The sequence below is a fragment of the Bradyrhizobium sp. 164 genome, assembly GCF_023073715.1.
In the GTDB taxonomy this organism is placed as follows: Bacteria; Pseudomonadota; Alphaproteobacteria; order Rhizobiales; family Xanthobacteraceae; genus Bradyrhizobium.
This window is the reverse complement of the sequence record NZ_JADPKA010000006.1, coordinates 79,228-105,969: the sequence shown is the minus strand read 5'-3', so window position 1 is coordinate 105,969 and position 26,742 is coordinate 79,228. Positions and strand designations below refer to the sequence as shown.

The following is a 26,742-nucleotide window of genomic DNA, read 5'->3' as shown; positions in this document are numbered from 1 at the left end:
TCCTGATCTCTTGCCGCCTGGTGCCAGCATGACACAAGCCGCCATGCGATGGACGCGGCCGCCCCACGCCGGAAAGATATGGATCAGGGCGCGCGGCCTCGGCCATAGTGCGCGGCAAACAAATCGACCGGAGGATCGCCGATGACCGCCAATCCAGTGTTGTGGACCCTCGACGAGCGCGGCGTTGCGACCGTCACCCTGAACCGTCCCGAGGTCAACAACGCCTATGACGGCGCGTTGATCGCGAGCGTGCTCGCGGCCATGGACGATCTCGGCAAGAAGCAGAGCCTCCGCGTCGTCGTGCTCCGGGGCAATGGCAAGCATTTCCAAGCCGGCGCCGACCTCAAATGGATCAACGGCGTGCGACCGCAATCGACCCAAGCGAACGAGGCGGCCTCGCGAGCGACCTTCGAGGCCGTGCAGCGGCTCAACACGCTGCCGGTTCCGACGGTCGCGCTGGTGCAGGGCGGCTGCTTCGGTGGCGGCACCGGCGTGATCGCGGCCTGCGACGTCGTGATCGCCGCGGACAACGCCCTGTTCTCGATCACCGAGGTGCGCTGGGGCCTGACCGCCGCCATCATCATCCCGCAGCTCTGCGACGCAATGAGTGTACGGCAAGTCCGCCGCTACGCGCTGACCGGCGAGCGCTTTGGCGCCGAGGACGCCCGCCGCATCGGCCTCGTCCACGAGGTGGTGCCGCTCGCCGAACTGGAGGCCGCAGGCAGCAAGGTGGTCGAGCAGTTGCTCGCCAACGGGCCGGAAGCGATGGCCGAAACCAAAATGCTCGCGATGGAGAGCTCGTTCGGCGGCATGGCGGTGGACGATGCCGCTTACACGCGCCTCGTGCACCTGCATTCGGTCAAGCGCCAGAGCGCAGAGGCGGCGGAAGGGCTGGCCTCGTTTGCCGAGAAGCGGGCGGCGAATTGGCGGGGCGGCAAAGGTTAGGCGTTCAGCAGCCGCGGCAGATGTTGTTGATGCTGCGATAGACGGCATCATCGTCCTGCCGCATCCGGCGCAGCGTTTCCAGTGTCCTGCGCTCGTCGATCGCGAGCTTTTTTGGTGGATTGTAGCTCAGTGCGCACTGATCCATAGTCGGCCTCAAGCAAGAGAGTTGTGAACAGGGACGCGTCATGCGGGCGATGATCGAAGAACCGGCACGACAGGTGCCGCTCTATGGCGAATATGAAGTCGTCGTGCTCGGCGGCGGCCCGGCCGGCATCGTTGCGGCGGCGTCAGCGGCGCGCGCGGGGCGGAAGACTCTGCTGGTCGAGCGCTACGGCTTTCTCGGCGGCATGGGCACGGCAGCCGGCGTCACCAATTTCTGCGGCCTGCACGGCAATGTCTACGGCGAGCATCGCCGCTTGGTGCAGGGCATGGCCTCGGAGCTGCTGGCGCGGATCGATCGGCTCAACGGTCTCAATGCGCCGCACCTGATCCTCGGCAAGGTCTTTGCCCAGGCCTATGACACCGCCGCCTACAAGATCGCGGCCGACGAGCTGCTTGCCAGCCATAAGGTGCACATCCTCTTTCACGCGCTCGGCGCCGGCGTGGTGATGGGCGATGACCGCCGCATCGATGCGCTGATGGTCGAGACCAAGGCGGGCCGGCAGGCGGTGCGATCTGAGATCTTCATCGACTGCTCGGGCGACGGCGATCTCGCGGTGTGGGCCGGCGCGCCGTTCGAGATCGGCGACGAGCATGGCCATCCGATGTACCCCTCGATGATGCTGCGTCTCAACGGCATCGATCCTGCGAAGGCAGGGGAGGCCTGGCGAACCATTCCGCAATTGATGGAGAAGGCCACTGCCGCCGGCACGCACAAATTCCCACGCAAGAGCGCGATCGTGCGGCCGCAAAAGTCCGGCATCGAATGGCGGGTGAATTTCACGCAAGTCGCGCGCGAGGACGGCCACGCCATCAATGGCGTCGAGCCCGACGACCTCACCCGCGGCGAGATCGAGGGCCGCAAGCAGGCGCTCGCCGCGTTCGAGTTCCTGCGCACTGTGCCGGGCTTCGAAAATTCCTACATCGTCGACCTGCCGCCGCAGCTCGGCATCCGCGAGACCCGCCGCATTAGCGGCGGCTACCAGCTCAGCGGCGAGGACGTGCTCGGCTGCGCTTCGTTCGAGGATTCGATCGGCGTCAATGGCTGGCCGATCGAGGCCCATGTGCCCGGCGACGTGGTCTTCACCTTTCCGCCGATCCCGGACTCGCGCGGCTATAACGAGCTGCCGTACCGGATGCTGGTGCCCGAAGGCGTCGACAATCTCCTGGTCGCCGGCCGCTGTGCCTCCATGACCCATGAGGGCCAATCGGCGGCACGGGTCTCCGGTGCGTGTTTCGTGATGGGGGAGGCGGCCGGTTCCGCTGCCGCCCTGGCGCTGGCCGGAAACCGGATGCCACGTGACATCGCCGTTGAAAAATTGCAGGAAACGTTGAAACGGCAGGGCGCCTTCATCGGGCGGGACCAGACGGTGCCCAAGGGCCTGTAGCGGACTGCAAGAGAATGCCCAAGAGAAGCACTGGAGGAAATGGGATGATGGGGATGGCGCGGCTCGCGCTGGTGGGCCTTTTGGCGATCACGGCGATGAGCACGGCCCGGGCCGAAGACGCGCTGAAGGCGAAGATCGGCGTGCTTCGTCTGTCGTCCTCCGCGCCGGTCTTCATTGCGCAGGACAAGGGCTATTTTCGCGAGGCCGGCTTGGAGGTCGAGCTGAAGTTCTTCGACGCGGCGCAGCCGATCGCGGTCGCCACCACATCGGGCGACGTCGATTTCGGCATCACCGCCTTCACCGCCGGTCTCTACAATCTCGCCGGCAAGGGGACGCTGAAGGTGATCGGCGGCATGAGCCGCGAGAAGGCCGGCTATCCCCTGATCGGCTATTTCGCCAGCAACAACGCCTATGCCGCCGGCCTGAAGACGCCGAAGGATCTTGCGGGCAAGCGCGTGGCGGTGACGCAGGTCGGATCGAGCTTTCATTACTCGCTCGGGCTGCTCGCCGACAAATATGGCTTCAAGCTCGCGGACGTGAAGATCGTGCCGCTGCAATCGCTGTCGAATGCTGCGGCTGCGCTAAAGGGCGAGACCGTCGATGCGGCGCTGCTTCCGGTCTCGACGGCGCGAAAGCTGATCGATGAGGGCGGCGCGAAATTTTTGGGCTGGGTCGGCGACGAGACGCCCTGGCAGTTAGGGGCGGTGTTCGCTTCGCCGAAGACGCTGACCAACAAGGCGCTGGTGACAAAACTGCTCGCCGCTCTGGCGAAGGCCGATCGCGAATATCACGACGTCATCCTCGCGGCGATGAAGGACGGTGTTGCGCCGGTCAACGACCAGACCAAGCCGCTCTTGGAGATCATTGCCAAGTATACCAACCTCCCGGTCGAGCAGGTGGTTGGCAACTGTGCCTATATTGACCCCGACGGCAAGCTGGATGTGAAGAACGTCGACAACCAGATCAAATGGCTCCAGGAGCAGGGTTTTGCCGACAAGGGCTTTGATGCGAACGCGATCATCGCGAAGGACTATGTGAAGGCGGATTGATGCTGACGATGCAGACTCTCGTGACGGGCAACCTGCCACCTTCCCCTGAAGGGGGAGGGTCGATCGTGCCGGCGATGCGCAGCATCGTCCGGAGCGAGCGGGGTGGGGTGAGCCATGGCGGTGGTCTGTCCGTCGTTCGCTCCGAGTACTCGCGGAAAGTCCGGGAGCAGGCATTGTCAGCATCCATGTGGATAGACCGCCACCCCATCCCGGTTTGCATTTCGCTTCGCCGCATGCAAACCGACCCTCCCCCTCCAGGGGACGGTGAAGAAGGCGGGCGCGCATGGATCTGATCGCCAACCACATCTCTCATCGCTTCGGCGACCTCGCCGTGCTCGACGACGTCTCGTTCACCGTCAGCGCCGGCGAGGTCGTGGCGATCGTCGGTCCCTCCGGCTGCGGCAAGAGCACGCTGCTGTCGATCCTCGGCGGCCTCTTGCAGCCGAGCTCGGGTGCGCCCGAGCTGCGCGGCCAGCCGCCGGCGGACAGCCTCAATCCGCTGACCTTCGTGTTCCAGGATTTTGCGCTGCTGCCATGGGCGACGGTCGAGGAGAACGTCGAATTCCCGTTGCTGCACACGCAGCTTTCAGCAACGCAGCGTCGCGCGCTGGTCGAGGACGCGCTGCGCCGCACCGGCCTGACTGAATTTCGCAAGACCTTTCCAAAACAGCTCTCCGGCGGCATGCGCCAGCGCGTCGGCATTTCGCGCGCGCTTGCGGTCAAGCCTGCGATCCTGCTGATGGACGAGCCGCTGTCGGCGCTGGATTCGCAAACCCGCGAACTGCTGATGGAGGATTTCGTTCGCCTGCTCGCCGACGGCGGCATGGGCGCGGTCTACGTTACCCATAATCTCGAAGAGGCAGCGCGGCTCGCCGACCGCATCGTGGTGCTGTCGCGGCGGCCCGGCCGCATTCGCGAGGTCGTGACCGTGCCGATGACGCGTGCAGAGCGCGGCGAAACCGCTGCGCGGGAAAAGCTGCTGGCGCTGCAAAGCCAGATCTGGTCGCTAATCCGCAACGAGGCGATCGACGCCGAACGCGAGGTTCAGCATGCTTGACCGTGCGCCGGCGGAAGGCGCTTCGAGGGACCAAGCGACTCGACGCGTCCGCTTCCGCGGTGCGGGCTTCGTGCCTGCGTCGAGCCGCTTCGGCGGCTGGATCGCGCTCGCGCTCGTCATCGCGATCTGGCAGGCCGCCGGCACCGCGGGCTTCGTCAATCCGCTGTTCCTGCCGGCGCCGTCGGCGATCGTACGTGCGATCTATCAGCTCGCGATCTCTGGCGCGCTCTGGCAGCACGTTTCGGCCTCGCTGCTGCGCATCGGCATCGGCTGGTTGCTCGGGACGGCGGCGGGCGTTGCCGTCGGGTTCGCCATCGGCCTGTCGCGGCTCGCGCGCAGCGTCGGCATCACCTTGATCTCGGCGCTGTTCCCGATCCCGAAGATCGCGCTGCTGCCGCTCCTGATCCTTTGGCTCGGCATCGGCGAAGAGCCGAAGATCGCGACCATTGCGCTCGGCGTCTTCTTCTCGACCGCGATCTCGGTCTATAGCGGCGTCGACGCGGTGCCGCGCAACCTGATCCGCATGGCGCAGAGCTTCAACGTTCCGTTTGCCACCATCGTGCGCAAGGTGATCTGGCCTGGCGCGCTGCCCGCGATCCTCGCTGGCTTCCGCATCACCGCCTCGGTCGCGCTGCTGCTCGTCGTCAGCGCCGAGATGATCGGCGCGCAATACGGCATCGGGGCCTTCGTGCTCCAGGCCGGCAATCTGATGCAGACGGATCAGCTGCTTGCGGGTGTGGTGATTCTGTCGGTGTTCGGGCTGGCCGTGGGGAAGGTGATCGGCTGGCTGGAGACAAGGCTGCTACACTGGCGGTGAGCACCGCTGTCATTCCGGGGCCCGCGAAGCGTGAACCCGGAATCTCGAGATTCTCAGGTGCGCAAGAGCGCACCATAGTTCGATGCTTCGCATCGTCCCGGAATGACGGGTCAACCCTCACGCGTTCCCGCGATCTTCCCGAAACAGATCCAGCTTCTGCTGCACCGGCCGGTCCGAAAAGCTGAACAGCACAGCGTCCTCATCCGCCTCGTGCGTGACCCAGTGCCAGCTCGGCACCACGAACAGATCGCGCGGGCCCCATTCGAAGGTCGCTTCCCCAATCCGGCTGCGGCCGCGGCCTTCGATCGGGCAGAACACCGTGGCATCGGTCGAGCGATAACGCGCGGTCTTAAAAGCCTTCGGCAGCAGCTGGATGAAGGTGCCGATGGTCGGCATTGCGAAATCGCCGGTCTCGGGATTGCTGAACTTCAGCTTCAGGCCGTGGCAGGCGTCCCATTCCTGACACACGCGGGCTTTCTCCAGCGCTTCGCGGGTGTAGGCATAGGGATAGCTGAAGATCGGCGAGGTCTTCGAGCTCCGCTTTACGTCGACCGGCAGCAGGTTGTGGCCGTAGCGCGCAAAGCTGTCGCCGGCAGGTCTTGTGATCTTCTGCTGGTCCTCCTTTGAGCCTTCCGCAAAGGAGCAATCGAAGAACTGCACCAGCGGGATATCGAGGCCGTCGAGCCAGAACATCGGCTCGCTGGTCTCGTTGGAATGATCGTGCCAGGTCATCGACGGCGTGATGATGAAGTCGCCGGGCTCCATCGCAGTGCGCTCGCCGTCGACCGCGGTGTGTGCGCCCTTGCCTTCGAGCACGAAGCGCAGCGCGGACTGGCTGTGGCGGTGCGCGGGCGCGACGTCGCCGGGCACCACCATCTGAACGCCGGCATAGAGCGAGGTCGTGATCTTGGACTGGCCGCGCAGGCCCGGGTTCTCCAGAACAAGCACGCGCCGCTCGGCTTCCTTGGCAGTGATCAGCTTGCCGGCTTCCGTCATGTAGTCGCGGATGATGTCGAACTTCCATAAGTGAGGCCGGCAGGCGCTCTTCGGCTCCGGCGTGATCAAGTCGCTCATCACCGTCCACAGCGCGGTGAGATTTTCGCCGTCGATCTTCCGGTAAAACGCCTCGCGTTCCGGCGTCTTGGTCACGGCTTCCATGGTGCGGCTCCCGCTCGTTTGTTGATTTGACAGTATACTGACGATATAGGTAGCGTCAACGTGAGGGATGTTGGTCGTACATTTCGGGGCGATGCGGCAGCATCGAACCCGGAATCTCGAGGTTCCGGGTTCTCGCTCCGCGAGCCCCGGAACGACAAGAACCAAGGGAGGTCTCAATGAAGCTGCACGGCTATTTCCGCTCCAGCGCCGCCTATCGCGTGCGGATCGCGCTGAACCTCAAGCGCCTCGGTGCCGAGCATCTGCCGCATCATCTGCGCAAGGGCGAGCAATGCGCGCCCGCCTATCTCGCCATCAATCCGCAAGGCCTGGTGCCGGCGCTGGAGGACGATGCAGGCGAAGTGCTGACCCAATCGGTCGCGATCATCGAATGGCTCGACGAAACGCACCCCAATCCGCCGCTGCTGCCGAAGGACCCGCTGCGCCGAGCCAAGGTGCGCGCGTTCGCGCTCGCGATCGCCTGCGACACACATCCGGTGCAGAACCTGAAGGTGCTGGCGCGGCTGCGCGAGCTCGGCCTTGCCGAGGAGAAGGTCCAGGACTGGGCGGCCTGGGTCAACCGCGAGGGGTTGTCGGCCTGCGAGGCGCTGATCAGGGACGAGCCGGGCCCGTTCTGCTTCGGAGACGCGCCGACGCTGGCCGATCTCTGTCTGGTGCCGCAGCTCGCCAATGCGCGCCGTTTCGGCGTCGATGTGTCGGCCTATCCACGCCTGCTTCAGGCAGAAGCCGCCGCCAAGGCAATGCCGGCCTTTGCCAATGCCGCGCCGGAGAAGCAGCCCGATGCCGAGTAAGCCTCTTCCTCCGATCACGATGGATGCGGTCTATGCCGCGCCAGGCTATCTGTTCCGGCGCATGCAGCAGATCGCGGTCTCGATCTTCATGGAGGAGTGCAAGGCGTTCGACCTGACGCCGGTGCAATATGCGGCGCTGATCGCGGTCCACACCCATCCCGGCATCGACGCGACGCGTCTGTCGGCGGTGATCGCCTTCGACCGCTCCACGCTCGGCAGCGTGATCGAGCGGCTTCAGGCCAAGGCCTATATCGAGCGCAAGCCGGCGCCCGAGGACAAGCGGATCAAGCTGCTCTATCTGACCAAATCAGGCGCCGCGATCCTGCGCGACATCATCCCCGCCGTGGAGCGAGCCCAGGCGCGCATGCTGGAGCCGTTGAAACCCGCCGACCGCAAGGCGCTGCTGGAGCTCTTGGTGCAGCTGGTCGATCTCAACAACGAAGCCTCACGCGTGCCGCTGCGGGCCGAGGATGCGCTGGAACATCTGGGGAAGGGCGGGTGACGGACTCCAGTTGTGTAGCGACGCTGTCGCCTCGATCTCAACTGTCATTCCCCGCGAAGGCGGGGATCCAGTACGCCGCGGCTTCTCGGCTGAATCACATTTGTCTCGGAATACTGGATCGCCCCCCTTCGCGGGCGATGACAGCGTGGTATGGTCACGTGAGCGTATCCCTCACATCCTCGGCCTCACATTCGCAGCAACGCCTGCCGGTCGATCTTCCCCGTGCCCGTCTTCGGCAGCTCGTCGATGAAGATCACCTCGCGCGGATATTTGTAGGGCAATAGCTTACCCTTCACATAATCCTGGAGCTTGCGCGTCGTCTCGCTCTGATCAGTGGTGCGGTTGTTCATCACCACCACGGCCTTCAGCGTCATGCGCCGGTCCGGCAGTTCGGCGGCGAACACCGCGCATTCGCGAATATCAGGGTGGTCGGCGAGGCAGAGTTCGACCTCCAGCGGATAGACCCACTGGCCGGAGATCTTGATGAGATCGTCGGCGCGGCCACGGAAGAAGTGGAAGCCTTCGGCATCGCGCACGAAGCGATCGCCGGTGTAGATCCAGCCGCCCTCGCGGATCGTCTCGGCGGATTTGTCCGGCCGGTTCCAGTACAGCGGCGTGTTGGAATCGCCGCGCACCCACAAGATGCCTTCCTCGTTGTTGGCGACGTCGCAGCCGTCCTTGTCGCGCAGCGCAACCTCGTAGCCGGGAACGCGCAGGCCGGCGGCGCCGAGCTTCTTCCGCTCGGGACGGTTGGAGAGATAGATGTGCAGCACCTCGGTCGAGCCGAGGCCTTCGACGATCTCGAGGCCCGTGAGCGTCTTCCAGCCGTTGAAGACTTCGGCCGAGAGCACCTCGGCGGCGGAGAGCGCCATACGCAGCGACGAGAAATTCGTCTTGTCCGCGTCTTCGGCCTTGGTCAGCGATGTATAAAGCGTCGGCAGGCCGAAGAACACCGTCGGCTTGTATTGCTCGATCGCCGAAAAGATCGATGCGGGCTTCGGCTGGCCTGGCAACAGCAACGTTGCCGCGCCCGCCGAGAATGGGAAGGTGACGGAATTGCCGAAGCCATAGGCGAAGAATATCTTCGGCACCGAAAAGCAGATGTCGCCAGACGTCAGCTTCAACACGCTCCGGGCAAAGGCGGCTTCGCTATAGGCCATATCGTGCTGGAGATGCACGATGCCCTTGGGCCGGCCGGTCGAGCCGGAGGAGTACATCCAGAACGCCATCTCGTCGCGATCGGTGTTGGCTTCCGCGAGTTCGGCCGGGAACTGCATGAGCCAGCTTGCCGCTGCGATCGCAACAGGCGCGGCGTGGTCGCGCACCTCGCCATTGACGACGATCAGCGTGTGCAGACCCGTGTCCCTGCAAGCTTCCGCATTGAAGCGCGCGCAGAATTCGGCATCCACCACCGCAACGGCAGCGCCGGAATCGGCAAGATAGAACTGCAAGAGGTCCGGCGGCGTCAGCGTGTTGATCAGGAGCGGCACGAAGCCGGCGCGCACCGCGCCGAAGAAGGCGGCGGGATAGGTCGGCGTGTCGTCGAGAAACAAGAGCACGCGGTCGCCGCGCTTGAGGCCGAGCGAGGCAAGCCCGTTGCCCCAGCGGCAAGCCTCGGCGCAGAGCTCGGCATAGGTCCGCGTGCCCGCCGGGCCGATGAGCGCGAGCTTGTCGCCGCGCCCCTTGTCGAGATTGTCGAACAGCACGCGGCCGGCGTTATAGATTTGCGGAACGGCAAAGCCGATCTCGCGTGCGCCGGGGCTGTCCGCGGGCACCTGGTCGCGAATCTCGTTGCTCATGCCGCACCCCCGCCGTTCTTGGCCGCCTCGTAGCGCGCCATGAAGGCCGGGGACATCGCCCGCAGCCGGGAATCGTCGATACGGCCGGACCGGGTGATGTAGCTATAGGCGAAATCCATCACGGGCAGCTTCATATGGTCGGCGAAGTGCTCGTACCAGAACGCGCTGGTGCGCGCGGCATCGACGAGTTTTTGCACGATCGGCTTGCGCGCGGCCTGGTACCGATGCAGCGCGGTCGACAAATGCGCATCCGATTCCAGCGCCTTGACCAGCGCGATGGCGTCTTCGATCGCGAGCCGCGTGCCCGATCCGATCGAGAAATGCGCCGAGTGCAGGGCATCGCCGAGCAGCACGATGTTCTTGAACGACCAGTGCTCGTTCCAGACCCAGGGAAAGTTGCGCCAGACCGATTTGTTGGAGACGAGGCAATGGCCGCCAAGCGTGTCGGCAAACACCTCCTCGCAAACGCCCTTGGACTGCTCGACGTCCTTGTAGGCGAAGCCGTAGGCCTGCCATGTCGCGTGGTCGCATTCGACCAGGAAGGTGCTCATGTTCGGCGAGTAGCGGTAGTGATGGGCGTTGAAGGCGCCGCGGTCGGTCTTCACGAAAGTCTGCGACAGCGTGTCAAAGCGTTTCGAGGTGCCGTACCAGACGAACTTGTTGGAGGAGTAGGACAGCGAGGTGCCGAAATCGCCCTCATAGGCCCGGCGCACCAGCGAGTTGAGGCCGTCGGCGGCGACGATGAGATCGTGGCCGTTCAGTTGGTCGATCGCATGGATCTGGGTGTCGAAGCGCGGGGTGACGCCGGCATCGAGCGCGCGCTGCTGCAGGAACTTGAGCAGCTCGAGCCGTCCGATCGAGGAGAAGCCGACCCCGTCGATGGCGACGCTGTCCCCGTGCAGGTTCAGCGTGATGTTCTCCCAGCTCTCCATATGCGGCGCGATCGCGTCGACCGTTTCGGGGTCGTCGGCGCGCAGGAATTCCAAAGCCTGGTCCGAGAACACGACGCCAAAGCCCCAGGTCGCGTCGGCCGGGTTCTGTTCGAACAGGTCGACTTGATCCTCGGGGTGACGCCTCTTCCAGAGATAGGCGAAGTAGAGCCCACCGGGCCCCCCGCCAATCACGGCGATCCGCAACGTCTGCCTCCCTAATTGACAGTATACTCACTATCTAGGGGTAGACTAATGTGCTCCGGCGTCCGGCGCCAGCGGAATTATGAAAGACGAGGCGCGCCGAAGCTCAGTCCCGAACGCGCGTTTGGCGCGTGTCCGAAGCAGTTTCGCGCCCAAGCATAGCCAAACCACGCGGGCTTGGCCATGCGCACCGTCAGACGCAGCGCTTCACGTAGACCCCGTTCACCAGCACCCTGGTGCAGCGGACGGCCGGAACCGGCTTGCGGACCACGACCGCCGCGTTCGGCCCGGCGCAGCCGGCGCGATACACGCCGCGGGCGCAGACCACCGCATTGGCGTCGGTGGCCTCGAACGTCATGGTTGCTGCGAAGGCGAGGAGTGCAGAAGCGACGAGCAGCAATGAACGCATGTTGTCCTCCCGGTCTGGTCGTGATCGAAATCGGATCCTTGCAAAAGACTTGTCGTTGCAGGCGTGCGGGAATTCATTCGCGCACGCTGCCAATCATTGCCCCTGTGCCTTGGCGCGCGATCGTGCGCCGCCTCATCGCACTGCGAACGGGGCGAGCACGTCCTTGCACGCGGGCGATAGCGAGGCGGCATTGCTGGAGATGCATTGAATGATGCGGCCGCCGCCGGGCGCGACGCCGGCGCAGAGCGTGCGGATGTCGGCGCCGCAGGCCGACCTTGCGATGAACAGTTCTTCGCGCGGCCGCAGCGGGCGCAAAGCGATCGCCGCTGGCGCGGCCGCCGGCGCTGCTGCCGCGGGAGCTGCACCCGCGGGCGCTGCCGTTGCAGCCGCGCCACCGCCGGACGCCGCACTCAACGCGCTCTGGCAGGCCGGCGAGACCTTGGCCTTGTTCTTCTCCAGGCATTCGAGCGCGGGGGCGCCGCCCGGCGGCACGCTGGCGCACACCTTAGGATAATCGGCGCGGCACGCGCTCCTGACCGCCGCAACCTGCGCGCTGCTCGGCTGCGTGGCGGCAGCAGCCTTCGGCGCCGGCGCGGCGGCCGGCTTTGCAGCGGGAGCGGAGTCAGCCTTCGGCGCGGCAGGCGCCGCTGCTGCCTTGGGCGCAGCCTCGGTCTTCGGCGCAGCGGGCGCAGCTTCGGTCTTCGGAGCCGAAGCAGGCTCTACCGCGCGGACCGCGATCTGGCATCCCGATGACAGGCTGGACATGTTCTTTGCCAGACATTGATACGCTTCCACGCCGCCGGGCGTCACGCTCGAGCAATGCGCCATGAAGTCCGAGCGGCATGCCGAGCGGATGGCGCTCTTCTGCGCCTCGGTCGGCGTTTGCGCCAACGCGCCTGTTGCAGTTGCGAAGAACGCTGCCGTCAGCAACACCTTGCGCGTTGATGCATGTTTCAACGTGTTGAACATCTGGCTGATTTCCTGCCCTGTCGGTCACGCCGACGACTCTTAAAATGTAATGCAATCGCAATCGTCGCGAATGATGCCTCGCGCGTGGCATCATTCGCCGCTTTGATCTCTCCTGCAAGTCAATTATGCTGGTGCAATTGCGCCGTGGCGGCGTCTCAGAGCCTTATCATGCGCTTGCCGCGGTTCTCGCCCGCCAGCAATCCAATCAGCGCGTGCGGTGTGTTCTCGAGGCCATCGATAATGTCCTCTTGCACCTTCAGCTTGCCCGATTTGACCCACGCTTGGAGGTCTGCCAGTGCGCGCTGGCTGTCCTTCATGTAGTCCATCACGATGAAGCCCTGCATGACGAGCCGCTTCACCACGATCAAGCCGGGCACGCCGCGCGGCCGTGTGCGGCGGGCGCGCCGTCATATTGCGAGACCGCACCGCAGCAGGCGATGCGGCCGTAATTGTTCATCTGCGGCAGGCAGGCTTCCAGAATGTCGCCGCCGACATTGTCGAAATAGACGTCGATGCCCTTGGCTGCAGCTGCGCGCAGCGCCTTGAACACCGCGCCGTCCTTGTAGTCCACGGCCGCATCAAAGCCGAGCTCGGAGGTCAGCCAATTGCATTTGTCGGCGCCGCCGGCGATGCCGATCACGAGGCATCCTTTGATCTTGGCGATCTGTCCGACGAGTGAGCCGACCGAGCCCGCGGCCGCGGAGACCACGACCGTCTCGCCCTCCTTGGGCTTTCCGATCTCCAGCAGGCCGAAATAGGCGGTCAGGCCGGCGATGCCGAACACGCTGAGCAGATGCGTCATCGGCTCGAGTTTCGGCATCTTGGTGAGATGCTTCGCCGGCACCGCGGCATATTCCTGCCAGCCGGTGTCACCGAACACGATGTCGCCCGCCGCCAGCTCCGGCGCCTTCGAGCTGACAACCTCGGCAATGGCGCCGCCGGCCATCACGCTGTTGGCTTCGACGGCGGAGCGATAGGTCGCGCCGTGCATCCAGGCGCGGTTGGCGGCGTCGAGCGAGATGTATCGCACGCGCAGCAGGGCCTCGCCGTCCTTCGGCTCCGGCACTGCGTTCTCCACCATCTTGAAATGCTCGGGCCCGAGCTTGCCGCTGGGCTTTTCCACCAGGAGAATCTGGCGATTGATGTTGCCGCTCATGGCGTTCCCCTCTCCGATCGTTTTATTGATGCAGCGGCAGCCAAGAAAACGTGCAAGCCGCATTTGTTGTGCGCTGCATGAAAGCTAGATCGCGGCGTTCCATTTCACAACGAGAACATCCGGCCAACACGAGCACACGCAAAGCGTGTTGCGTCGCTGTGATATCTGCGACATCATGAAGCGCCGGTGTACGTGGGGGTAAGCGATGTCCAACAGGTTCACGCAATACATTCTGGCCGCGATGGTGCTGGGCATTGTCATGGGCTCGGCGATCTACAATTTCCTGCCCGACACGCGCGCCGACTGGGCCTCGTCCATCAACCTGATCGCCATGATGTTCCTGCGCCTGATCAAGATGATCATCGCGCCGCTGGTGTTCGCGACCCTGGTCGGCGGCATCGCCCATATGGGCTCCGGCTCCAAGCTCGGCCGCATCTTCGCCAAGACCATGGGCTGGTTCGTCAGCGCCTCCTTCGTGTCGCTGCTGCTCGGCCTCATCATGGTGAATTTGCTTCAGCCCGGCGCGAACTTCCCCGGCACGCTGCCCGCGGCGGGCCAATCGACAGGCCTGCCGGTTTCCGCCTTCTCAATCGAGAAATTCTTGACCCATTTGATCCCGACCTCGATCGCGGACGCGATGGCGCAGAACGAAATCCTCCAGATCGTGATCTTCGCCGTGTTCTTCTCGGTGGCGATGGGCGCGATGCCCGAGCGCTCTAAGCCGATCCTGGCGCTGATCGACGACATCGGCCACATCATGCTAAAGGTGACGAGCTACGTGATGTTGTTCGCGCCACTCGCGGTATGGGCCGCCATCACCGCGACGGTCGCCAAGAACGGCCTCTTGGTGCTCTGGAAGCTCGTCGTCTTCATGGGCGGCTTCTATCTCTCGCTGGCGATCCTGTGGACCATCCTGGTCATCGTCGGCTTCATTGTGATCGGGCCACGCTACGGCCATCTGCTGAAGCTGATCCGCGAGCCCCTGATGATCGCCTTCTCGACCGCGAGCTCGGAAGCGGCCTATCCGAAGACGCTGGAGGGCCTCAACCGCTTCGGCGCCTCGTCGCGGATCTCGAGCTTCGTGCTGCCGCTCGGCTATTCGTTCAACCTCGACGGCACGATGATGTACTGCACCTTCGCCAGCGTCTTCATCGCGCAGAGCTACCACATCGACATGCCGCTCGGCACCCAGCTCGCCATGCTGGCGACGCTGATGATCACCTCCAAGGGCGTCGCCGGCGTGCCGCGCGCCTCGCTCGTCGTGATCGCCTCGACGCTGGCGCAGTTCAACATCCCCGAGGCAGGCCTCTTGATGATCATGGGCATCGACACCTTCCTGGATATGGGCCGCAGCGCCACCAACGTGATCGGCAACACGCTGGCGACCTCGGTCGTGGCCAAATGGGAAGGCGAACTCGGGCCCGAGCACGAGCTTGGACCTAGTGATGCGGTGCCCGAGGATATGGTGCCCGGTGAAGTGCCCGCAATGGCCGGCCATGGGTAGGAGCGAACCATGGGCCAGTTCCTGGCGAGGTCACTGACCTCATTCTGCCTGTGGCTCGCGGCATGTTTGCTGACGACTTCGTTGTTCGTGAGCTCGGCATTCGCCCAGACCGGCAGCGAAGGGCTCAGCCCGACGCTGTCGGCCATCAAGAAGGCGCACGCGGTGCGGCTCGGCTATCGCGAGAGCTCGCCGCCGTTCTCCTTCCTCGACCAGGCGGGTCGCCCGATCGGCTACAGCCTCGAGCTCTGCGAAGCCATCGTCGAGGAGATCGGCATCGAGGTCGACGATCCCAATCTCAGGATAGATTACGTCAAGGTCACCTCGGACGACCGCATCGAGGCCGTGCTCCAGAACAAGATCGACCTTGAATGCGGCTCGACCACCGCCAATGCCGAGCGCGGCAAGCGCGTTGCCTTCTCGCCACTGATGTTCGTCGCCGGCACCAAGCTGATGGTGCCGAAGGCGTCGAACGTCCGGTCGCTGACAGATCTGAAGGGCAAGACCATCGTGGTGACGAAGGGCACCACGAACGAGCAGGCGATCCAGGCAGCCGACAAGAAGCTCTCGCTCGGTCTTAACATCGTGACCGCGCCGGATCACGAGCAGTCGTTTCAGATGGTGAACGACGGCAAGGCGGATGCGTTCGCGACCGACGACATCCTGCTCTACGGCCTGATTGCGCGTCACAAGGCCCAGGAATATTTTCGCGTGGTCGGGGACTATCTGTCCTACGATCCCTACGGCATCATGTTCAGGAAGGGCGAGCCGCAACTCGCCGCCGTGGTCGAGCGCGCCTTCCGCAAGCTCGGTTCCAACCGCGACCTCATCCCGCTCTACAACAAATGGTTCACAGCCAGGCTTCCCACCGGCGAACGGCTGAACGTACCGATCTCGCTGCAACTGGAAGAAGCCTTCAAGGCGATGGACGATTCGCCGGGCGCGAATAATTAGGCGGCTTTCTCTCTTACCCTCCCCTTGAACGGGGATGGTCGAAGCGCGAGCGGGGGTGGGGTAATCTCTCCCCACGGGCAGTGTTCGAAGTGGAGAGATCACCCCACCCCGCTGCGGATTCCGCTTCGCGCCGTGCACAGCGACCCTCCCCCTCCAGGGAGGGTGGGCACCTGCGCCGCCGCTGCTAACGTCCGGCAAACACCCGGTCCAGCGCCGCGTCGTACGTCGCCTGCACCAACTCCGGATGCAGCTTCGCCAGCGACTCCATCATCACGCCGGAATTGATCTCGAGCACGCACCAATCGGCGTCGACGCGCACCACGTCGATCGACGCAAAGGCGATGCCGATCGCGCGCGCGGCATCGATCGCGAGCTTCACGCAAGCCGTTCGAACCTCGCCGCTCTCCAGCAATACCGGCTTTGCGCCGCCATCAAGATTGTGTCGCCAATCTCTGCCACGCTGCTTGCCGTAGACGACGAGGGGTACATCATCGAGCAGCACCACACGGACCTCGTCCTCGATCGCGACATAGGGCGAGATCACGAGGCCGGCACTCATCGAAAAAACCTCGCCAACCGCGTGATCCAGTTCCGCCTCCGTCGTCACCTTGAACACCGAGCGCCCCGATGTCCCCTCATTCGGCTTCACCACCACGCCTTGCGGATGGCCGTGAAGCAGCTCAAGCATTGCACCTCGCCAGGTGGGGCCAACGACATTCTGGCCGAGCTTCGGGTTGAGGAACAGTTGATGCGGAATGCACGGCACGCCCTCCAGCGCCAGCGCCTCGGCGGTGGCCGATTTGTCGTTGGCGAGACGATGCGCGATGGCGCTGTTGAGGCCGATGTCGTAGCCGAAGGCGAAGCGGCGCGTCTTGCCCCGGCGCATCGCAACCAGCCAGCCGCTGGCATGGACATCGACCGCAATGCCATGGTCCGCGCAATAGCGCCTGATCGCCTGGATGAAGATCCGCTCGCCGCTCGCCATGGTTTCGGTCGTTCCTGTCGCCAAAAGCCGCGAAAATGCGGGAAACGGCGCCAAACCGGGGTCAAAATCAGAGCTATTCTTAATGAAATTCTCGTTAGCGCCACGGAAATTAACTGCTGCCATCGAGCCCCCCAGGGAAAAGAAATTGCCCGCCGCGCGCGCGGGGCAGCAAATCCATTAATGATGCGCCCAATTCCGCCCAAATGCCGGTTTGGTCGGCACCAATTGCTTCCGAAACGAGGTTGATTATTGGTCTCAATGGCGTAGATCACACACGCGAAATCCTCCGCCAGGCAAATGGTGCTCGCCCCGCCGTCAGGGGCAGGGCGATGCTTTTGCCCGAAAACCGCAAATATTCGGAAGATCGAAAATCATGAGCGCGTTTTACCGAGAAAAGGTTCTTTCCGTCCACCACTGGACCGACACGCTGTTCAGCTTCCGCGCCACGCGTGATACCGGCTTCCGCTTCCAGAACGGCCAGTTCGCCATGATCGGCCTCGAGGTTGATGGCCGCCCGCTGCTGCGCGCCTACAGCATGGCGAGCGCCAATCACGAGGAACAGCTCGAGTTTTTCTCGATCAAGGTTCAGGACGGTCCGCTGACCTCGCGCCTTCAAAAGATCAAGGAAGGCGACACCATTCTGGTCGGTCGCAAGGCGACCGGGACGCTGATCACCGACAATCTGCTTCCCGGCAAGCGGCTGATGCTGTTGTCGACCGGAACCGGCCTTGCGCCGTTCGCGAGCCTGATCAAGGATCCCGAGGTTTATGACCAGTTCGAGTCGATCGTGCTGGTCCATGGCTGCCGCCAGGTCTCCGAGCTCGCCTATGGCGAGAAGCTGGTCGCGAATTTGCGCGAGGACGAGGTGTTCGGCGAACTGCTCGCGGACAAGCTCGTCTACTACCCGACCGTGACCCGCGAGCCGTTCCGCAACCGCGGCCGCATCACCGACCTCATCAACTCCGAGCAGATCTTCAACGACATCGGTCAAAGCCCGCTCGACATCGCAACCGACCGCATCATGATGTGCGGCAGCCCGGCGATGCTCGAAGAGCTGAAGCTGATGTTCGAAGGCCGCGACTTCGTCGAAGGCTCCGGCAACAAGCCTGGCCATTTCGTGATCGAAAAGGCGTTCGTCGAGCGCTAAGCCCTCGCTCTGTGTCGTCTCGGTGTCGTTCTGGCGAAGGCCAAGACCGGTACCCACCGTGAAGTTTGGCGAAGGCTGGTCGTTGCCAGTCTTCGCAACAACCCCCGCTTAGGGGTGTTGCTGGCTTTGCCCTGGCTTTCGCCAGGAGGACAGCGGCGGGTGAGGCGCCTTTGCCCGCTTAGCCGCGTCCCTTTCCCCTTCTGCTGCACTGCAAAAGCCCGCCCATCGGGCTGATTGATTTGTCTCAGCCGAATTCGCTAGCCTGAAACAAGGGCCGCGTCATATCCGTATGACAGGCACAGGCGTATCGTATCGCCTCATGCTGGCGAGAGGATCGGATCGTGGCCGAGGACAACAAGACGCACGAAGCTCCCAAACGCCTGCCCCTGGCGGAAGAGGGGGTCATGGAAACCCTGCTGCTTCCGTTCTCCCCGCGCTTCATCGTGCTGACGATCTGCGCGGTCGTCACCGCGCTGCTGATCGCCATCGGTATCGTCGACCGCAAGATCTTCGACATCCTGCTGGTCCCGATCCTGATCTTCGGCGCGCTGACCCTGCTCGGCGTCCGCGATCTCTTGCAGAAGAGTCACGCGGTGCTGCGCAACTATCCGATCTCCGCGCACATCCGCTTCCTCCTGGAAGAAATCCGCCCCGAGATGCGGCAATATTTCTTCGAGAGCGAGAAGGACGGCATGCCGTTCTCGCGCGATACCCGCGCGGTGGTCTATCAGCGCGCCAAGATGGAGCTCGACAAGCGTCCGTTCGGCACCCAGGAGGACGTCTATCGCGAGGGTTACGAGTGGATGCATCACTCGGTCTCGCCGAAGGCGCATGCCGAGGAAAAATTCCGGGTCGTCATTGGCGGACCGGATTGCGCAAAACCCTATTCGGCCTCGGTGTTCAATATCTCGGCGATGAGCTTCGGCGCGCTCAGCCCGAACGCGGTGCGTGCGCTCAATGCCGGCGCGAAGAAGGGCGGTTTCGCGCATGACACCGGCGAGGGCGGCGTCAGCCCCTATCACCGCGAGATGGGCGGCGACATCATCTGGGAGATCGGCTCCGGCTATTTCGGCTGCCGTCATCTCGACGGCAGCTTCGACCCTGAGGCGTTCGCGCGCGTCGCCGGCGAGGACCAGATCAAGATGGTTGAGCTCAAGATCAGCCAGGGCGCCAAGCCCGGCCATGGCGGCGTGCTGCCGGCCGCAAAGGTCTCGGAAGAGATTTCCAAGATCCGCGGTGTCGCGATGGGCGAGGATTGCATTTCGCCGGCCTCGCACCGCGCCTTCTCCACGCCGGTTGGCATGATGCAGTTCATCGCCGAGATGCGCCGCCTGTCCGGCGGCAAACCGGCCGGCTTCAAGCTGTGCATCGGCCATCCCTGGGAGTTCCTGGCGATCTGCAAGGCGATGATAGAGACCGGCATCTATCCTGATTTCATCGTCGTCGACGGCAATGAGGGCGGCACCGGCGCGGCGCCGCTGGAATTCATGGATCACCTGGGCATGCCGATGCGCGAGGGCGTCAATTTCGTCCACAATGCGCTGGTCGGCATCAATGCGCGCGACCGTATCAAGATCGGCGCGTCCGGCAAGATCGCCACCGCCTTCGACATGGCGCGCGCCATGGCGATTGGCGCCGACTGGTGCAATTCGGCGCGCGGCTTCATGTTCTCGCTGGGCTGCATCCAGTCGCTGAGCTGCCACACCGACCGCTGCCCGACCGGCGTCGCGACGCAGGACCCGACGCGCGCGCGCGCGCTCTACGTGCCGCTCAAGATCGACCGCGTGCACAATTACCACCATGCGACGCTGCACTCGCTGACCGAGCTGATCGCCGCTGCCGGCCTCGAACATCCGCAGCAGCTGCGTCCGATCCACTTCAGCCAGCGGACGGCGACAACCCAGGTGCAATCCTTCGCACAGCTCTATCCGGCGCTGCGCCCGGGCGAGCTGCTCGAAGGCACGGAAGATCCTCGGTTTCGCGACGCCTGGCGGATGGCGCGCTCCGAGACGTTCCAGCCCGCGCAGTGAGCGTCGCGCCGCCCCGCAAGGACGCCGGTCCCGGCGCGTAAAATCATCGCGAGCTGGACCGCGTTTAACTCTTGGTTCAACTTTGGGTGTAAATTGTGCCCATGGACGAACGGCGCGACAAGGCGAGACATCGCGTGCTGAAGGCCGGGACGATCGAGTTCGGCGGCGGCGCGATCGACTGCACCATCCGCAATCTGTCCGATACCGGCGCAGCCCTCGACGTCACCAGCCCGGTCGGCATCCCCGAACATTTCACCCTGTTCGTCCAGTCCGACGGGACGCATCGATCGTGCGCCGTGGTCTGGCGCAAGGAAAAGCGGATCGGGGTGAGGTTCGGGTGAAGGTTTTGCGTTTGGCCTGCGCCGGGACGAGTGGGTGCGGCGTCCCGCGCTGGTGCATGCAATGGCGCACCCTCACGCCGCCGCCTGTTCGCCCCTCCGGCTCGCCAGAATCTTGTCGATCCGTCGCCCGTCGAGATCGACCACCTCCATGTGCCAGCCGGCGAAATCGAAGGCGTCTCCGACGTTGGGCAGCATGCTGAACTGTTGCAGCACGAGGCCCGCCACCGTGTTGTAGCGATGCGGCGGCAGCTCGATGCCGAGCAGTTCGCCGAACTCGTCAACCGGCATCCAGCCGGAGATCAGGAGCGAGTCGTCGTCGCGCCTGATAAAGGCCGGCTCGGGCGGTCCTTCCTCGGAATGGAAGGCGCCGACGATCGACTCGAGGATATCGGCGGCTGTCACCATGCCTTCGAAGGCGCCGTATTCGTCGTAGACGAAACCGACGTGAACCGGCGCAGCTTTCAGGATGGTCAGCACGTCGCGGGCATCGGCCGAGGCCGGAATGCCCGGCGCCTCACGCACCAGCGCGCGCAGATCCGGCGTGCGCTCGTTCATATAAGCGATCAGCAGGTCCTTGGCCTGGAGCACCCCGATCGGCTTGTCGCGATCGCCGTCCGAAACGGGGAAACGCGAATGCGGGCTCTTCGCGATGATCTCGTGAATGGTCTTCACATCGTCGTTCAGGTCGATCTCGTCCACCTCGGTGCGCGGCGTCATGACCGCGCCGACTGGCCGATCGCCGAGCCGCATCACGCCGGCGATCATCTCCTTCTCGCCGGGCTCGAGCACGCCGGCGCTTTCGGCCTCGCTGACGAGGTGATGGATTTCGTCCTCCGAGACCTTTTCCTCGGCTCTGCCGCCGCGACCGAGCAGCGCGAGGATCACCTTGCCCGAGACATCGAGCAGGAAGACGAGCGGCAGCGAGATCCGCGCCAGCAGGTGCATCGCGGGCGCGACCCTGACGGCGATGCTTTCGGGGTCGCGCAGTGCCACCTGCTTCGGCACCAGTTCGCCGACGATCAGGGTGGCGTAGGTGATGAGCGTGACGACGATGCCGACGCCGACGATGTCGGCAATGCCTGGGGACATGCCGAGCTCAAGCAGCCATTGCGTCAGCCGCTGCCCGAGCGTCGCGCCGGAGAATGCGCCGGAAAGCACGCCGACCAGCGTGATGCCGATCTGCACCGTCGAGAGGAATTTGCCAGGATCGGCCGAAAGCGTCAGCGCCCGCTCGGCGCCGCGCACGCCCTTGGCGGCGAGCAACGACAGCCGCGCCGGGCGGGACGACACTACGGCGAGCTCGGACATGGACAGCAGGCCGTTGATGACGATCAGGACGACGACGATGACGAGTTCGATCGAGAGCATTGATGTTCCGAGGTAAGCGAGTGTGCTGGGCGCCCAGGCCTTGATATAGGTATTCAGCGAGACACAATCCCGCCGCATCTGGCGCCGCGGGAACCGCATGATCGATGGTTCCTGCGCGCTGGACGCGCGCAATGCGCGCTCCTCACAGGATGAGGACTGAGTGCGCGGTCGCAATTCGACAAGCACCGGCGTAGCTTAGCCTCATCCTGAGGAGCCCGCGCAGCGGGCGTCTCGAAGGACGAGGCGCGCATTCTGTCGCCAAGAAGCCTTGCGGTTGGCTCGCTACTCAGAACTCCCCGTGCAGCCGTCCCGAAAACACCGACACCGGTCCGCGGTCGGCGTTGTAGGCGGGATTGACGATGAGCTGGTAGTCGGCTGTGACGGTGAGGTTCTTGTTCAGCGCGTAGGCGTAATACGTCTCGAGGATGCGCTCCTTGCGGTAGTTGAGCGCGCCGTCGCCGATGAGCACGCCGAGGCCACCGGCGGCCAGGAAGTCACGATAATCCTGCGAGATCGCATTGACGGCGCCGCCGATGCCGATCACGTCGTCGGGCCGGCCCCATCTCGTGCCCTTGATCGAAAGGCCGGCGGACAGGCTGCGGTTGATGTCGGTGAAGGCAATCGTCTCGAACTTGCCGTCGTTCCAGCTCCAGCGGCCGAACAGTCCGAGGTCGTCGGTGATCGCCTGCTCGAGATTGACGACGTAGCCGACCTTGATGCGGCCGCGCCGGGTCTGCGCGATGTCGAGATTGAGCGCGGGATTGTCCAGCGTCTCGCGGAAGCTGCCCATGTTGGCGCTGTCGAGCCAGCCCATGGTCCTGAGCTTGCCGGGGTGGCCGAACAGCGAGAAGCGCGTCTCGAGCTCGACCACGTACTGGCCGCGCTCTGCGACCTTGGTGTCGAAATGATTCGAATTGGGCTCTGCGACCATCAGGAAATAGCCGCCGCGCAACGCCCATTGCTTCTGGTTGAGCTCGGCGGTGACGCCATAGGTGAGGCCGACCTTGTCGGCGGAATAGTCGAAGGCGCCCGGCGCCCATAGCGACCAGTTCATGAAGTCCTTGCGGGTGTCCTTGGCGTAGGCATTGCCGTCGAACACGTCGACCACCGCGAACTTGCCGGCCTGCAAGGTGAGGCGGGACACGTCGACCTTCTGCCCGAGCTGCAACTGGCCGCTCGCGAGCTCCTCTTGCTCGCCGCCGAAGCCGAAGGTCTGGCGCACGAATAGGCGCGAGGTATTGTAATGCGGATAGGGGAAGTTCGACTTCTGCGCTTCGCCGTTGGGGAAGCCGGCGGCGCCAACGGTGTCGTTCAGTCCAAACCCCTGGAGCAGCTCGGGATTGTAATAGACCTCGCCGCCGTCCCAGAGCCGTGCGTTCAGGAACAGGCTGTTGCTCCAGGTCGCTTTGGCCTGCGCCGACGGGGAGAGCGAATTCGGCCCCGTGTAGAGGGCGGGGAACGACGGATAGCCTTGCGGCAGATAGGTGCTCTGGCCGTGAATCTCCCAGCGATCCGATTCCGTGTCGGTCAGGGAGCTCTTCGGGACGTAGCTCGGCAGGCCCTCCCAATCGACCTTGCGGTTGAGGCCGAGCCTGATCTGCTGGAACTCCAGCGACGATGAGCTGTATTGGGCCCCCGTCGAGAAGGCGACGTTGGCGCCATCGAAGCGGCTGTAGAGATATTCGAGCCGCGCACTCCAATGGGGCGCGAAGCCGTATTCGATGCCGGCGCCTGCGACCCAGCCGGGCCGCGTGTTCAGGATTTTTGGGATTTCGGCACTGGAAGCCGGCGCGTCGAAATAGCGCTCGCCCATCCAGGCAAAGCCGCCGGTGACGTAGAGCAGCCACGGACCGCTGGTGTAGCCGACGCGGCCACGCAAGCTCGCGGTGTAGTCCCATTGCTGCGTGACGGTGTTGGCGGGGGTCGAAAGGAAGGAGACGATCGAGTTCGAGGTGATGTAATTGGGAAACGAAAAATCGCCTTCGATACCAACCAGCCACCCGGAATTGAGCCGGTAATTGTAGCCGGCCTGCACGCCGCCCATCATGCCGCTGAAGACGCCGCTGTCGCTGATTGCAGCCCCGTCGTTCAGCGCAAAGTGCGACGAACCTCGGCCATAGCCGGCATGCGCGCCGATATAGAGCCCCGTCCAGTCATAGACCGCTCTCAGCGCCGGGGCCTTCAGCGGCAGATCGGCCGCGGTGCCTGTGGCGGGAAAAGCCAGCACGCCCGTCGCAATCGCCGCGGCCGTCCGCAAGTACCGGTAACGGTGACCTCTCAACGTCAAAACGCACGCCCCCAAACGCGAATGTGTCCCGATGCTGCGGCATCCCTGCCGATTCGTGGCGACCCTGTCATCAGGTCTTGGTTGGCATGCGATCGGGCGAGATGATCTCGATTCGACGCGATTCCGTCCCAAGCACCTGTGCCTGTTGCGAACTTTATTGCGAGTAATTCTCAATAGCAACTGGTGTCAATTGCCGCAGGTGTTGGTTCGCACCCTCATGTGACGGGCCTGCAACAGGGTCGCGGCCCGAAAACAGATGACCCCGCCCGGGGGGACAGCCGGGCGGGGTCGGGGGCACGACACGGGGTGGATGAGGCGCCCGTGTCGGACGCAGGATCCACGTGAGATCGGCCTCAGGTACTCAAGTCAGTAGCAGGTACGAACGCGGCCGACGTACTGGCCGAAAGCGTTGTACTGGGCGACCCAGCCGCAGCGGTGATAGCCGTAGTAATAGGGATCGTTGCTGGCGGCGATTGCGGAGCCGACGACGGCGGCAGTGGCGGTGCCGGCGCCCACACCCCAGCCCCAGCCAAGCGGCTTGGCTTCGGCCTGCGAGGCGGTGGACACGATGCCGCCTGTCACGGCGAGGGCAGCGAGAGCGACAGCGGCAATCCTGGTCTTGATCGACATGTGAAACTCCATCCGGGGTTGAGGCGGTCCGTTGTGGCCCGCGTGCCCAATTGGACGGAGGCTGCGCGCGTCCGGTTCGAAGCCGGCAGATGCGGTCGCGGAGCCCTGTGCTTTCCTGAACAATTCCAGGAGCATGGGATCTAGCCGAGGGGCCCCTTGGCGAGCCTGTTCACGTCGAAGTTATCGACTTCAATCAGCAGCTTGCAAAAGGCCGTCGCGCCCTGATCGATCAGGCGTTCGCCCTTTTCTGCAACGGCCAAAGTCGCATTGCCGACTGCGCCACTGGCGTTGAGATCCTGCGCCTGCCAGGCGAACGGCGCGGGGCGCTGCGTCGACAGCCAGCGATATTGCTGCTCGATCGCGATGCTGCTCGCGGGAAAATCCGCGATCGCATCTTTGCGCACCTGATCGGGGTAGCGCGCCAGCATGATCGAGGTCTCGATCGCACCGCCATGAATGCCGTGGCGAACTTCGTCCGCCGAGAACAGTTTGTCGGCGCCCGACAGCCGCGACCACGACGTCGTCACCACGAACAGTTTCTGGTGCGCGCGAAGATCCTGCGCCACCAGCATCATCGCCGCGCTGTTGCCGCCATGGCTGGTGATGATGACGAGCTTCCTTAACCCGCGTCGGGCGACGTCTTCGCCGATGCCTGTCCATCGCTTCAGCGCAACGTCGGTCGGCAGCGTCTGCGTGCCCGGATAGTCGATATGCTCGGTGGAGATGCCGACTGGTTCAACGGGCAGGAAACTGGCCGGAACAGTTTCGGGCAGCAGCTCGCGCACGCGCGCGAGATAGGCATCCGCAATCAGCACGTCGGTTTCGAGCGGCAGATGCGGGCCATGCTGCTCGGTCGCCGCCAGCGGCAGCACCGCAATCCAACGCGAGGCCTCGGCCGGGGCAACATCGGCCCAGCGGATCTCGGTCCAGTCGCGGGACGGCATCATTGAACTTTCCTTGGAGGTTTCTTTGCCCGAATTTGTCACGTAATTTGGGGTATGAGGGGACGCGGGCCCGGACGGCTCGCGTCCCCGAACTTCATGCGGTTTTATCGCGTTGCGTTCACATGAGCCAGACGCGATTGGGCCAGCAACGATCGACGGAGTCCCTTCATGAGCCCTTCTCATCTGCGGCGAGCGTTAACGGCGGGCTTGATGGCCGCTTTGATCGGAAGCGTCCCGGTGGGGGCCGAAACGCTCGACAAGGTCACCTTCGGCACCAATTGGGTCGCCGAGGCCGAGCATGGCGGCTTCTTCCAGGCGGTCGCCGACGGCACCTACAAGCGTTACGGGCTCGACGTCACCATCGTCCCCGGCGGGCCCAACGAGAACAATCGGATGCTGCTGATCGCCGGCAAGATCGATTTCTTCATGGCCGCGAACACGCTGATGTCGTTCGATGCGGTCGCCAACGACGTTCCCGTCATCACCATCGCCGCGATCTTCCAGAAAGATCCGCAGGTGATGCTGACGCAGCCCGATGCCAAGGTCGCCAAGATTGAGGATCTCAAGCCGCTGACGCTGTTCGTCTCCAAGGAGGGCATGACCAGCTACTTCCAGTGGCTGAAGTCCGAATATGGATTCAGCGAGAAGAACGTCCGCCCCTATAATTTCAATCCTCAGCCCTTCATCGCCAACCCCAAGAGCGCCATGCAGGGCTACGTGACATCCGAGCCCTTCGCAGTCGAGAAGGCGGCCGGCTTCAAGCCCAACGTACTGCTGCTCGCCGATTACGGCTTCAATACCTATTCGACCCTGATCGAAACCCGCCGCGACGTGGTCGAGAAGAAGCCGGATCTGGTGCAGCGCTTCGTCGATGCCTCCATGATCGGCTGGTACAATTACATCTACCGCGACAATTCCGCTGGAAATGCCATGATCAAGAAGCTCAATCCCGAGATGACCGATGATCTGCTCGCCTACTCCGTCGCCAAGATGAAAGAGCACGGCATCGTCGATTCCGGCGACAGCCTGAAGAACGGCATCGGCGCCATGAGCGACGAGCGCTACGCTTCCTTCTTCAACAAGATGGTGAAGGCGGGCGTGGTGAAGCCCGATCTCGACTTCCGCAAATCCTATACGCTGCGCTTCGTCAACAAGGGCGTCGGCGTCGAGCTGCGCCCGAGCAAGCCGTAACGCATGTTGAGATC

General features: G+C 64.0%; 24 protein-coding genes and 1 pseudogene. 13 read left to right on the top strand and 12 right to left on the bottom strand.

The genetic code is table 11. From position 1 onward, the window contains the following. Positions 1-141 precede the first annotated feature (141 nt). Positions 142-945 carry an enoyl-CoA hydratase-related protein gene (locus tag IVB01_RS02220; RefSeq protein WP_247276348.1) on the top strand — a complete coding sequence of 268 codons (804 nt, stop codon included), beginning with the start codon at positions 142-144 and terminating at the stop codon, positions 943-945. A gap of 4 nt (positions 946-949) precedes the next feature. On the opposite strand, the gene IVB01_RS02215 is transcribed toward IVB01_RS02220, so the two are convergent. Beyond that, a complete protein-coding gene (locus IVB01_RS02215; RefSeq protein WP_247276349.1) occupies positions 950-1,090 on the bottom strand; it encodes a hypothetical protein in 141 nt (46 codons plus the stop codon). 40 nt (positions 1,091-1,130) lie between these two features. On the opposite strand from IVB01_RS02215, the gene IVB01_RS02210 reads away from it, so the two are divergent. The 4 genes from IVB01_RS02210 (at position 1,131) to IVB01_RS02195 (ending at position 5,415) form a co-directional block, all read left to right on the top strand. Further along, positions 1,131-2,492 carry an FAD-dependent oxidoreductase gene (locus IVB01_RS02210; RefSeq protein WP_247276350.1) on the top strand — a complete coding sequence of 454 codons (1,362 nt, stop codon included), beginning with the start codon at positions 1,131-1,133 and terminating at the stop codon, positions 2,490-2,492. A gap of 44 nt (positions 2,493-2,536) precedes the next feature. After that, positions 2,537-3,541, top strand: coding sequence for an ABC transporter substrate-binding protein (locus tag IVB01_RS02205; protein ID WP_247276351.1), 1,005 nt, complete (start codon positions 2,537-2,539; stop codon positions 3,539-3,541). Between the two features lie 283 nt (positions 3,542-3,824). Continuing rightward, the gene (locus tag IVB01_RS02200) at positions 3,825-4,598 is read left to right on the top strand and encodes an ABC transporter ATP-binding protein (RefSeq protein WP_247276352.1); all 774 of its coding nucleotides are present in this window, start codon (positions 3,825-3,827) and stop codon (positions 4,596-4,598) included. Further along, positions 4,591-5,415, top strand: coding sequence for an ABC transporter permease (locus tag IVB01_RS02195; RefSeq protein WP_247276353.1), 825 nt, complete (start codon positions 4,591-4,593; stop codon positions 5,413-5,415). Before IVB01_RS02200 ends, IVB01_RS02195 begins: the two co-directional genes overlap by 8 nt. Positions 5,416-5,532: 117 nt before the next feature. Here the strand turns inward: IVB01_RS02195 and gtdA are convergent, their stop codons facing one another. Next, on the bottom strand, positions 5,533-6,573 hold the full coding sequence (gene gtdA, locus IVB01_RS02190) for a gentisate 1,2-dioxygenase (protein WP_247276354.1): 1,041 nt from the start codon (positions 6,571-6,573) through the stop codon (positions 5,533-5,535). Positions 6,574-6,749: 176 nt separating this feature from the next. Here gtdA and maiA point away from each other — a divergent pair, with 176 nt between their 5' ends. Then, positions 6,750-7,382: a maleylacetoacetate isomerase gene (gene maiA, locus IVB01_RS02185; protein ID WP_247276355.1), complete on the top strand. Its 633-nt coding sequence runs from the start codon at positions 6,750-6,752 to the stop codon at positions 7,380-7,382. After that, positions 7,372-7,884, top strand: coding sequence for a MarR family transcriptional regulator (locus IVB01_RS02180; RefSeq protein ID WP_247276356.1), 513 nt, complete (start codon positions 7,372-7,374; stop codon positions 7,882-7,884). Before maiA ends, IVB01_RS02180 begins: the two co-directional genes overlap by 11 nt. A 185-nt stretch (positions 7,885-8,069) precedes the next feature. On the opposite strand, the gene IVB01_RS02175 is transcribed toward IVB01_RS02180, so the two are convergent. The 5 genes and pseudogenes from IVB01_RS02175 to IVB01_RS02155 all read right to left on the bottom strand — a co-directional run bounded on the left by IVB01_RS02175 (position 8,070) and on the right by IVB01_RS02155 (position 13,350). Continuing rightward, positions 8,070-9,683: a benzoate-CoA ligase family protein gene (locus IVB01_RS02175; RefSeq protein ID WP_247276357.1), complete on the bottom strand. Its 1,614-nt coding sequence runs from the start codon at positions 9,681-9,683 to the stop codon at positions 8,070-8,072. Beyond that, the gene (locus tag IVB01_RS02170; protein WP_247276358.1) at positions 9,680-10,819 is read right to left on the bottom strand and encodes an FAD-dependent monooxygenase; all 1,140 of its coding nucleotides are present in this window, start codon (positions 10,817-10,819) and stop codon (positions 9,680-9,682) included. The genes IVB01_RS02175 and IVB01_RS02170 overlap by 4 nt, the downstream gene beginning before the upstream one ends. A gap of 190 nt (positions 10,820-11,009) precedes the next feature. Further along, the gene (locus IVB01_RS02165) at positions 11,010-11,225 is read right to left on the bottom strand and encodes a hypothetical protein (RefSeq protein ID WP_018316432.1); all 216 of its coding nucleotides are present in this window, start codon (positions 11,223-11,225) and stop codon (positions 11,010-11,012) included. A gap of 132 nt (positions 11,226-11,357) precedes the next feature. Then, the gene (locus tag IVB01_RS02160; protein WP_247416945.1) at positions 11,358-12,194 is read right to left on the bottom strand and encodes a cysteine rich repeat-containing protein; all 837 of its coding nucleotides are present in this window, start codon (positions 12,192-12,194) and stop codon (positions 11,358-11,360) included. Positions 12,195-12,349: 155 nt separating this feature from the next. Continuing rightward, positions 12,350-13,350, bottom strand: a pseudogene (locus IVB01_RS02155) (NADP-dependent oxidoreductase). A 205-nt stretch (positions 13,351-13,555) separates the two neighbouring features. Between IVB01_RS02155 and IVB01_RS02150 the strand changes: the two are divergent. Together IVB01_RS02150 and IVB01_RS02145 are read left to right on the top strand one after the other, a co-directional pair. Beyond that, complete coding sequence (locus IVB01_RS02150) at positions 13,556-14,854, top strand: dicarboxylate/amino acid:cation symporter (protein ID WP_247276360.1); 1,299 nt, start codon at positions 13,556-13,558, stop codon at positions 14,852-14,854. A 9-nt stretch (positions 14,855-14,863) separates the two neighbouring features. Then, complete coding sequence (locus IVB01_RS02145) at positions 14,864-15,805, top strand: amino acid ABC transporter substrate-binding protein (RefSeq protein ID WP_247276361.1); 942 nt, start codon at positions 14,864-14,866, stop codon at positions 15,803-15,805. Positions 15,806-15,989: 184 nt separating this feature from the next. Here the strand turns inward: IVB01_RS02145 and IVB01_RS02140 are convergent, their stop codons facing one another. Next, positions 15,990-16,790: an ATP-grasp domain-containing protein gene (locus IVB01_RS02140; RefSeq protein ID WP_247276362.1), complete on the bottom strand. Its 801-nt coding sequence runs from the start codon at positions 16,788-16,790 to the stop codon at positions 15,990-15,992. Between the two features lie 373 nt (positions 16,791-17,163). Here IVB01_RS02140 and IVB01_RS02135 point away from each other — a divergent pair, with 373 nt between their 5' ends. From IVB01_RS02135 to IVB01_RS02125, 3 genes are all read left to right on the top strand, one after another. Then, on the top strand, positions 17,164-17,937 hold the full coding sequence (locus IVB01_RS02135; RefSeq protein ID WP_247276363.1) for a ferredoxin--NADP reductase: 774 nt from the start codon (positions 17,164-17,166) through the stop codon (positions 17,935-17,937). Positions 17,938-18,341: 404 nt separating this feature from the next. Next, complete coding sequence (locus IVB01_RS02130) at positions 18,342-19,967, top strand: FMN-binding glutamate synthase family protein (RefSeq protein WP_247276444.1); 1,626 nt, start codon at positions 18,342-18,344, stop codon at positions 19,965-19,967. Between the two features lie 101 nt (positions 19,968-20,068). Then, positions 20,069-20,308 (top strand): PilZ domain-containing protein, encoded by a 240-nt coding sequence (locus IVB01_RS02125; RefSeq protein WP_247276445.1) that lies wholly within the window; start codon positions 20,069-20,071, stop codon positions 20,306-20,308. Positions 20,309-20,380: 72 nt separating this feature from the next. On the opposite strand, the gene IVB01_RS02120 is transcribed toward IVB01_RS02125, so the two are convergent. The 4 genes from IVB01_RS02120 to IVB01_RS02105 all read right to left on the bottom strand — a co-directional run bounded on the left by IVB01_RS02120 (position 20,381) and on the right by IVB01_RS02105 (position 25,540). Beyond that, on the bottom strand, positions 20,381-21,676 hold the full coding sequence (locus IVB01_RS02120) for a hemolysin family protein (protein WP_247276364.1): 1,296 nt from the start codon (positions 21,674-21,676) through the stop codon (positions 20,381-20,383). A gap of 286 nt (positions 21,677-21,962) precedes the next feature. Continuing rightward, a complete protein-coding gene (locus tag IVB01_RS02115) occupies positions 21,963-23,933 on the bottom strand; it encodes a carbohydrate porin (RefSeq protein WP_247276365.1) in 1,971 nt (656 codons plus the stop codon). A 396-nt stretch (positions 23,934-24,329) separates the two neighbouring features. Beyond that, positions 24,330-24,593 (bottom strand): hypothetical protein, encoded by a 264-nt coding sequence (locus IVB01_RS02110; protein WP_247416941.1) that lies wholly within the window; start codon positions 24,591-24,593, stop codon positions 24,330-24,332. 140 nt (positions 24,594-24,733) lie between these two features. Beyond that, on the bottom strand, positions 24,734-25,540 hold the full coding sequence (locus IVB01_RS02105; protein WP_247276367.1) for a creatininase family protein: 807 nt from the start codon (positions 25,538-25,540) through the stop codon (positions 24,734-24,736). A 165-nt stretch (positions 25,541-25,705) separates the two neighbouring features. On the opposite strand from IVB01_RS02105, the gene IVB01_RS02100 reads away from it, so the two are divergent. Beyond that, positions 25,706-26,728 carry an ABC transporter substrate-binding protein gene (locus tag IVB01_RS02100; protein WP_247276368.1) on the top strand — a complete coding sequence of 341 codons (1,023 nt, stop codon included), beginning with the start codon at positions 25,706-25,708 and terminating at the stop codon, positions 26,726-26,728. Positions 26,729-26,742 lie beyond the last annotated feature (14 nt).

Coding starts and splice junctions, on each gene's coding strand:
- IVB01_RS02175 (WP_247276357.1), bottom strand. CDS start 9,683: ATGAGCAACGAGATTCGCGACCAGGTGCCCGCGGACAGCCCCGGCGCA.
- IVB01_RS02130 (WP_247276444.1), top strand. CDS start 18,342: ATGGAAACCCTGCTGCTTCCGTTCTCCCCGCGCTTCATCGTGCTGACG.
- IVB01_RS02140 (WP_247276362.1), bottom strand. CDS start 16,790: ATGGCGAGCGGCGAGCGGATCTTCATCCAGGCGATCAGGCGCTATTGC.
- IVB01_RS02105 (WP_247276367.1), bottom strand. CDS start 25,540: ATGATGCCGTCCCGCGACTGGACCGAGATCCGCTGGGCCGATGTTGCC.
- IVB01_RS02200 (WP_247276352.1), top strand. CDS start 3,825: ATGGATCTGATCGCCAACCACATCTCTCATCGCTTCGGCGACCTCGCC.
- IVB01_RS02160 (WP_247416945.1), bottom strand. CDS start 12,194: ATGTTCAACACGTTGAAACATGCATCAACGCGCAAGGTGTTGCTGACG.
- IVB01_RS02150 (WP_247276360.1), top strand. CDS start 13,556: ATGTCCAACAGGTTCACGCAATACATTCTGGCCGCGATGGTGCTGGGC.
- IVB01_RS02180 (WP_247276356.1), top strand. CDS start 7,372: ATGCCGAGTAAGCCTCTTCCTCCGATCACGATGGATGCGGTCTATGCC.
- IVB01_RS02220 (WP_247276348.1), top strand. CDS start 142: ATGACCGCCAATCCAGTGTTGTGGACCCTCGACGAGCGCGGCGTTGCG.
- maiA (WP_247276355.1), top strand. CDS start 6,750: ATGAAGCTGCACGGCTATTTCCGCTCCAGCGCCGCCTATCGCGTGCGG.
- IVB01_RS02205 (WP_247276351.1), top strand. CDS start 2,537: ATGATGGGGATGGCGCGGCTCGCGCTGGTGGGCCTTTTGGCGATCACG.
- IVB01_RS02145 (WP_247276361.1), top strand. CDS start 14,864: ATGGGCCAGTTCCTGGCGAGGTCACTGACCTCATTCTGCCTGTGGCTC.
- IVB01_RS02110 (WP_247416941.1), bottom strand. CDS start 24,593: ATGTCGATCAAGACCAGGATTGCCGCTGTCGCTCTCGCTGCCCTCGCC.
- gtdA (WP_247276354.1), bottom strand. CDS start 6,573: ATGGAAGCCGTGACCAAGACGCCGGAACGCGAGGCGTTTTACCGGAAG.
- IVB01_RS02120 (WP_247276364.1), bottom strand. CDS start 21,676: ATGCTCTCGATCGAACTCGTCATCGTCGTCGTCCTGATCGTCATCAAC.
- IVB01_RS02210 (WP_247276350.1), top strand. CDS start 1,131: ATGCGGGCGATGATCGAAGAACCGGCACGACAGGTGCCGCTCTATGGC.
- IVB01_RS02100 (WP_247276368.1), top strand. CDS start 25,706: ATGAGCCCTTCTCATCTGCGGCGAGCGTTAACGGCGGGCTTGATGGCC.
- IVB01_RS02165 (WP_018316432.1), bottom strand. CDS start 11,225: ATGCGTTCATTGCTGCTCGTCGCTTCTGCACTCCTCGCCTTCGCAGCA.
- IVB01_RS02195 (WP_247276353.1), top strand. CDS start 4,591: ATGCTTGACCGTGCGCCGGCGGAAGGCGCTTCGAGGGACCAAGCGACT.
- IVB01_RS02125 (WP_247276445.1), top strand. CDS start 20,069: ATGGACGAACGGCGCGACAAGGCGAGACATCGCGTGCTGAAGGCCGGG.
- IVB01_RS02215 (WP_247276349.1), bottom strand. CDS start 1,090: ATGGATCAGTGCGCACTGAGCTACAATCCACCAAAAAAGCTCGCGATC.
- IVB01_RS02135 (WP_247276363.1), top strand. CDS start 17,164: ATGAGCGCGTTTTACCGAGAAAAGGTTCTTTCCGTCCACCACTGGACC.